This is a genomic window from Thermoleptolyngbya sp. M55_K2018_002 (genome assembly GCF_015295965.1).
Classification (GTDB): domain Bacteria; phylum Cyanobacteriota; class Cyanobacteriia; order Elainellales; family Elainellaceae; genus Thermoleptolyngbya; species Thermoleptolyngbya sichuanensis.
On the sequence record NZ_DVEA01000121.1, the window covers coordinates 1 to 6,649 of the forward strand.

Sequence of the window (6,649 nt, forward strand, 5' to 3'; positions counted from 1 at the left end):
ACATCTGTTCAGCACGATTTTTGGGGTAAGAATATTCGGGAGGTCTGGGAAGGGCGATCGCCCTTTCGTGCAGTGCTGAGGATCTCCTAAAGTTGGGGTGGGTTGAATGTCTTTGCTTTTTGACATAGAGTTATCTTATCTTTCAGGATTTTGGGGCGATCGCGCTGGAGATCTGCATGAAAGGGTTCGTCGCTGGCTAGCGCCCCCTTTTTACGCAATCCCTCTGGAGGAAACAAGCCCCCATGTTTACCATCCGCTTTAGAACCGTCAACTATCGCCCCGATCGCCTGATCACGCTGCGAAATAACATCGACGGCTGGGACAAAGATCTCCCCGGCATCTACGACGGCGGCGAATGGCGGTTTGAACTGCCCGAAGCCCGGTATCCCAACGGTCTTACGTTCAAGTTTGTGCTGGAGCGCACCTACTGGATGACCGGAGCCGATCGGTTTATTCAGCCCCAGGCAGGCAGCAACTTTTTCTATCAAGAGCCGGATATCCAGTTTCCGCCGATTCAGGAAATGGTGGTGGAAAATGGGCACGTCCAGCAGATGTTCTTTCCGCCCAACCTGGACGAGGCGCACCTGTTTGACGTGATTGTGATTGGCTCTGGCATTGGCGGCGGCATCCTAGCGGATCAGCTTTCAAACCGGGGAATGGACGTGCTGGTGCTGGAGGCGGGCAGCTACCTATTTCCCACCCACACCGCCAACCTGCCGCGCCAGCACCGCATCGGTCAGTTTGACAAGCACGTCTGGAGCCTCTACGACGAGTTCAAAGTCACCAATTACGCCAACGGCTATGGCTCTCAGTTCGACGGTGGGCAAGCCTTTAGCCTGGGTGGGCGATCGCTCTTTTGGGGCGGGCTGATTCCGCGCATGACCACCTGGGAAATGGAGTCCTGGCCCCGCAGCGTCCGCTGGTTCCTAGAAGACGGCGGCTATCAGCAGGCCGAAGACCTGATGAACCGCGTGCCCCTGCCCCCCACGCCCTATCGCCGCCGGGTCAAGCGCTTTTTGCAGCAGACCCTCGACCAATTCAACCACTTCGATGCGCCAATGGCGGTGCAATATTCCAACACGCAAGACCTCAGTACCATTCCTACGGGCATGTTCTCCACGGCGGATTTGCTGATGGAGTCGATGCTGACCAATGGCCCCCAGGGAAACCAAAACCTCTCGATCAACCTCAACCATCCTGTGGTGCGGGTCGAAACGGCGGGCACATCGGTGACGCAGGTGGTTGCCTACGACCTGATTGCTCAGCAAGAGCGCCGCTATCAGGCAAAGCAGGTGGTGCTTGCCGCAGGGACGATCGAAAGCGCCAAAATCGCCCAACTCAGCAGGCTCAGCGACCCCAACGGCAAAATCGGCGTTGGCATTACCGACCATCCCATTTTCTTCACGCATTTTGTCCTGCCTGCCACCGCAGAACTTTACGACCCCACGTCTTCCAGCAAGGTGCTGTGTCAATATCGCGAAGGGCCCAATCCGTTCAACATTGTGCTGGAGTTTGGGGCCGACTTTAACCAGGGGCGCTATGTAGACCTGGAACTGCTGGAGCGACATCGGCGCGAGCGGGGCAACGTCATGCTCTGCGAAATCGTGTTTTTGCTGGATGCGCCGCTGATGGAGCAAAATACCGTGCGGCAGTTGGGGCCGTCCTACGTCAGACCTGTGGTGCAGATGCAGCCCTGCCCGGTGGAGGGGGCACTGTTTGCCGAGATGAATCGACTCAAAGATCAGCTGATTGCCGCGCTGGGGGGACAGCCGCTGGTGGGCAACGACCTCAGCCTCAAGCCCGCCGGACTGGGCGGCGTTGCCCATGAAGTCGGCACGCTGCGAATGAGTGGCGAAACACAGGATGGTGTAGCGCTCAACGATGGCGTGGTGGATACCAACCTCAAGTTTCTGGGGTACGACAATCTTTACGCCTGCGACCTGTCGGTGTTTCCCTCGTCGCCCGCCGCCAACCCAACGCTGACGCTGGCAGCAATGGCCATCCGTCTGGCGGAGCATCTGAAGCAGGTGACGACGGTTTAACGATTCGAGTTAGAGAATTAAAACTTGAATTAAAACTTGGGAACGAAAAGCGGGACGGCCAGGCACAGCGCCTCAAACCATCCCGCTTTTCAGCTTTATCGCGAATCCTCAAGCTGGGGAGGCAGGGAGGGCGATCGCCCCCACTCACCGCTTCACCCCTTGCCAGAACAGCAGTCTAGCTTGGGTCTAGCTTGCCTTCTCAACTTCTTTCGTTTCCAGCGTCACCGCAGGCGTAGAGCCAGCATTCAGCGTCTTAGCAGCTTCCTTCTCAGCAAAGTAGCGATTTAGCAAGGTGCTGGCGAAGGTGAGTACCACGGGCCCCAGCAGGAAGGCCAGCAGCCCACTGACCGCAAACCCAGGCACAAACAGCGATGCCAGCCAGAAGCAGAACCCGTTGACCACAAAGCCAAATAGGCCCAGCGTCAGGAAGTTAATCGGCAGCGACAGCAGCGACAGCACAGGCTTTACCAGCGTATTCACCACACCAATCGACACCCCAGCGAGTAGGGCAGCGGGAAAGTTCGCCAAAGTCACCCCTGGCACTACGATGTCTACCACCAGCAGGCTCAGGGCTGTAATCAGAGTCGTCAACAAGTATCCCAACATAGCAGTTCCATCCAGGTTGAATCAAAACAACTTGAAGCCTTCATCGAATCTGTGAACCGTCGTTTCACTAATGCTTTTTGTTATCTCATATATCCTGCGATCGCAATGGTTCAACAGGATGAATCACTAAACAGATAACTGGCGTAGATAACTATTGACTAGTGAACGTTTGATTCACTCCATTCACGTCACTTCATCTCATAGATTCAGTATAGTACCGATTAATTTCACACTAAAGCATCTGTCTTTATGGTCATCTCTACTCAATTGATTTAGAAAATACGACCCGTTTTAAATCACACGCGGTCAAAATTTATGCTTATTGCTCCTAACTCTCTGCGCTCCGCCTGTCGAGCAAAACTCGAAAAGCTTGCTAGTCAAGCAGTTTAGAGTTTTTTTGGGCGATCGCTCGATGAATCTCGACAAATATTAAAACCCCACTTAAAACTCCACAATGTAAAACTCAGCACATTCATCATTCGCAGCCGAATTGCAAAAAAGGGTAATTTCCGACCTTCGACATACCTTTGACATAAGAGAATACCGACCTTCTACTTCTCGTCCATTTCTAAAGAAATAGGAAAGAAATAGAAACGAATAAGCACGAAATCAATGAATGTGATCTCCGTAACATTCAGGTTCGGATTTTACCCGCTAAATCTACTTTTGGAACCGTTTCCAAAGATAATAGTTCGCTACTATGGAAAAGTACAGTTCACTGCACCTGTTGTTCAAAGTTCTTTAGATTTCTGAAGTCTTGAACTTGGCTCTAAAATCATGGGCCACAGGTTCATACAACTGCTCTAGCAACGTTCCCGTTTCCCTTGATTGAGTAGGTGGCTTATGAAATTAGTACGCATTCTCCTATCGGTTCTGCTGCCCCCCGTCGGCGTGTATCTGACCTATGGCTTCAGCTCCACGCTACTGATCAATATCCTTTTGACGCTTCTGGGCTTTGTGCCGGGTGCAATTCACGGACTCTGGGCCGTGATGAAGCATGAGGAAAAGCTAAATCAGGAAGTGTAGTCGAGCGCAAGCGTAGCGTTGGGTGATTGGAGTGATTGGAGTGATTGGAGTGTTGGAGGGCTAGAGCAAGTTGCTGAAGCGATTTTGCGCCTCCGTCACTCCGTCGCTTTCTAGCTGCACTTTCTAATTGCACCTAGATTGCATCTAACTGCACCGTCTGCTTGCATCTCGTCTGCTTGCAGCTTCTAATTGCCCCAGTTAATCGCCCCAGTTAATCGCCCCAGTTCGCGCTCATCCCAGCAGTTCGCGTTCTGCGATGACGGTTTCGGCGCGGGCGATCGCCCATTGCACGCTGCGGGCTGCACCGGGCGCGACGCAGAGCGCGGTGATTCCCCAGCGCACCCATTCTTCTACCAGATCAAGGTGCTGACTGGGCAATTCGCCGCAGAGGGTGCAGGGAATGCCGAGGTGGCGAGCCGTCTGAACCAAGTGCCGGATAGCACGCTGCACAGCAGGGTGGCGCGGCGGAAACGCCTCGGAGAGGTGCGGCAGGTCGCGATCGGCCGCCAGCAGCAGTTGCGCTAGGTCATTGCTGCCAATGGCAATGCCCTGCACCCCTGCCTGCACTAGCTCCGGCAGCAAGAACAGCACCGATGGCACCTCTGCCATGATCCAAAGCTGAAAGTCGGGGGTATCCCCTAGCCCGGTTGCCAGCGCCCGCTGACGGCAAAAGCGCACCTCTTCGACCCCGCGCACAAAGGGCAAAATGAGTCGAAGATTGGCATAGCCAGCCTGCTGCACCTGTCGCAGCGCCAAAAGCTCCGCGTCAAACCAGGCGGGGCTGTTTTTGTAGCTAAAGGCACCGTGCATTCCCAGGGTTGGGTTTGGCTCTGGAGAACCGGGCTGGGCACTGGAGAACGCACCCAGCAAGTCCTGCGATCGCACGTCGAGCGACCGATAAAACACCGGGCGGGGCGCAAAGGCGGCGGCAATGGGAAGGATTCTTTGGGCGATCGCCTCTGCCACTTCCTTTGCCGCTTCCTTGCCGAATTCTGCTGGAAACGCGCCAGTCCAGTTTGCGGATATCGCCGATTTCGCGGATATCTCAGATATCTCAGATATTTCAGATATCTCTATCTCACCTTGAGGAATCGGCGGAATCGTTCTTCCGCGGCTGGTCTGGCTCCCCAATTGATGCAACAGCGGCATCAGCAGATGCTCTGCCCGCAGCAGCCCAACCCCCTCGCTGGGCAAGTCTGCGATCGTATCGAGATCGGCAGCCTGCCCCAACGCCAGCAGCAGTTGCGTGCGGGTGCGGGGCGGCGGGGGATCGGTCGCTGGAGCATCCAGGCCAACCCTAGACGCTGGAGCCATGTCTGGGGCGATTTCTGGAACCCTGTCTAGGGATATTTCTGGGGATATTTCTGGGGATACTCCTGGGGATATTTCTGGGGATATTTCTGGATGGAGTGCCCCCTGCCCTCCCTCTGGCACAGTCCGCAGGCGATGCACCAAGCCGCGATCGCCATCTACCGTTACCCATTCGCCTGTCCGCAGGATCTGCGTCGCCCCCGCCACGCCCACCACCGCCGGAATCCCTATTTCCCGCGCCAAAATTGCGCCGTGACTGGTTATACCACCCTGCTCTGTCACAATGCCACCCGCCCGCTGCACCAGCCCCAGCCACCTCGGCGGCACATGCGACATCACCAGCAGTTGCCCTGCTGGAAAGTCTGGCGGCACTTGGCTCAGATCCTCCACCACCCAGACCTGAGCCGAAACCTGACCCGTTGCTGCTGCCAGCCCGCGCAATGGCAATAGTTCAGTCGCCGGGGCATTATTCGCAGGGGTATTATTCGCCGGGGCATCAGTCGCCGGAGCGTTATTCGCCGGAACCGTTGCGATAGCGGATGACCCCGGAGCCGCCGCCACCGAACGAGGAAACAGCACATTGAGCTGAGTCAGTTGAAACTGGGGCGGTTCGCTGGACTCAAGTGGCCCCAGCGTCCACTCTAGATTGACGCTGCTGCCGAGAGTTTGCTGAACCTGGCGCGACAGCGCGAGCAATGTCTGAAGTTGCGCTTCGCTCAGGCTGGGCTGCTGCTGCTGGGACGGTTCTAACAGTTCGATCCGCAAACCCGAAACAGAACTCCGCAGTCCATTGTGGGCAGAAGCAGACGACTCCTGACACAGCCGATAGCAATAGGGCTTGGGATGGATCTGCCGAACCGCCAGGAGCAGGTTTCGAGGGGCAGGCTCCGCTGCGGCGGGTTCCTGGCTGGCTGGAGGCGTGTGGAGGGCAGGGGGGTGGGTAAACAAAAAGCGGTCGGGAGCCAGTTCTCCCCACGCTAGAGCGGCCCCCAGCCCCCAAATCGACTGCGTTTCGCAGCTTGTCGGACTCACGCAAGCCGTTCCCGCAGCGATCGCATCCTGAATCGGCTGGATCAGCACGCCCAGATAAAGTTGATGAAGCTGGAGGCGCGATCGCTGCCAGACGAATAGGCTTTTGGCCCGAAACAGATCTGCCCACACCAGCCGCAACGCTAGGGCGATCGCCCCTCGGTTTGCCTCACAAATCTGCGCCCCCAATAGCCCCCGCATTCGCCCGCTAAAAGTCGGGTCCAGACCCGCCGCCAGACCGAGCGACGGCCGCAAAATGACCATCGGCGACTGCCACTGCTGCGCTTGCGCCTCCACCCCCGCCAGCCAGTCGTCCCAGAGCGGTGCGGAGAGGATGGACTGACGGATCTTTTGGGCGATCGCCCGGAGCTGCTGCGGCCGATCGACATCCACATGCAGCGACGAATCGGGCAAATCGGCAAACAGCGGCTCCTGCCAATCTAGGCTCGACAGAAATCGCCGCAGCACTCGCGCCCCCACCACAAGCCCTGGCGCGACAGGAAACCCACGCTGTTCCAACAAACCCAGGTAATAGGCTTTGTCGCCGACCTCAGTCCGATCTGCGGGCTGGATCTGCCCCAACCCGTAGAGGTCTTTGAGTGCGTCCCCGTGCATACGCCATCGCCCTTGAGATG

At 56.7% G+C, this 6,649-nt stretch carries 4 protein-coding genes; 2 read left to right on the forward strand and 2 right to left on the reverse strand.

Annotation, left to right across the window (positions count from 1 at the left end; genetic code table 11):
- Positions 1–242: 242 nt before the first annotated feature.
- Entirely contained in the window at positions 243–2,042 is a 1,800-nt protein-coding gene (locus IGS51_RS06025) for a GMC oxidoreductase (RefSeq protein WP_297077152.1), read from the forward strand.
- Between the two features lie 186 nt (positions 2,043–2,228).
- Here IGS51_RS06025 and IGS51_RS06030 read toward each other — a convergent pair whose 3' ends face one another.
- Positions 2,229–2,648, reverse strand: a complete 420-nt coding sequence (locus IGS51_RS06030; protein ID WP_297077153.1) for a phage holin family protein — start codon at positions 2,646–2,648, stop codon at positions 2,229–2,231.
- A gap of 843 nt (positions 2,649–3,491) precedes the next feature.
- On the opposite strand from IGS51_RS06030, the gene IGS51_RS06035 reads away from it, so the two are divergent.
- Positions 3,492–3,674, forward strand: coding sequence for a YqaE/Pmp3 family membrane protein (locus IGS51_RS06035; protein ID WP_068508908.1), 183 nt, complete (start codon positions 3,492–3,494; stop codon positions 3,672–3,674).
- A gap of 231 nt (positions 3,675–3,905) precedes the next feature.
- Here IGS51_RS06035 and IGS51_RS06040 read toward each other — a convergent pair.
- The coding region (locus IGS51_RS06040; protein ID WP_297077156.1) for a putative PEP-binding protein at positions 3,906–6,649 on the reverse strand (2,744 nt) is incomplete at its 5' end.

Bases quoted from the DNA above. Each gene is read 5' to 3' on its own strand.
- IGS51_RS06030 (WP_297077153.1), bottom strand. From the start codon at position 2,648: ATGTTGGGATACTTGTTGACGACTCTGATTACAGCCCTGAGCCTGCTG.
- IGS51_RS06035 (WP_068508908.1), top strand. From the start codon at position 3,492: ATGAAATTAGTACGCATTCTCCTATCGGTTCTGCTGCCCCCCGTCGGC.
- IGS51_RS06025 (WP_297077152.1), top strand. From the start codon at position 243: ATGTTTACCATCCGCTTTAGAACCGTCAACTATCGCCCCGATCGCCTG.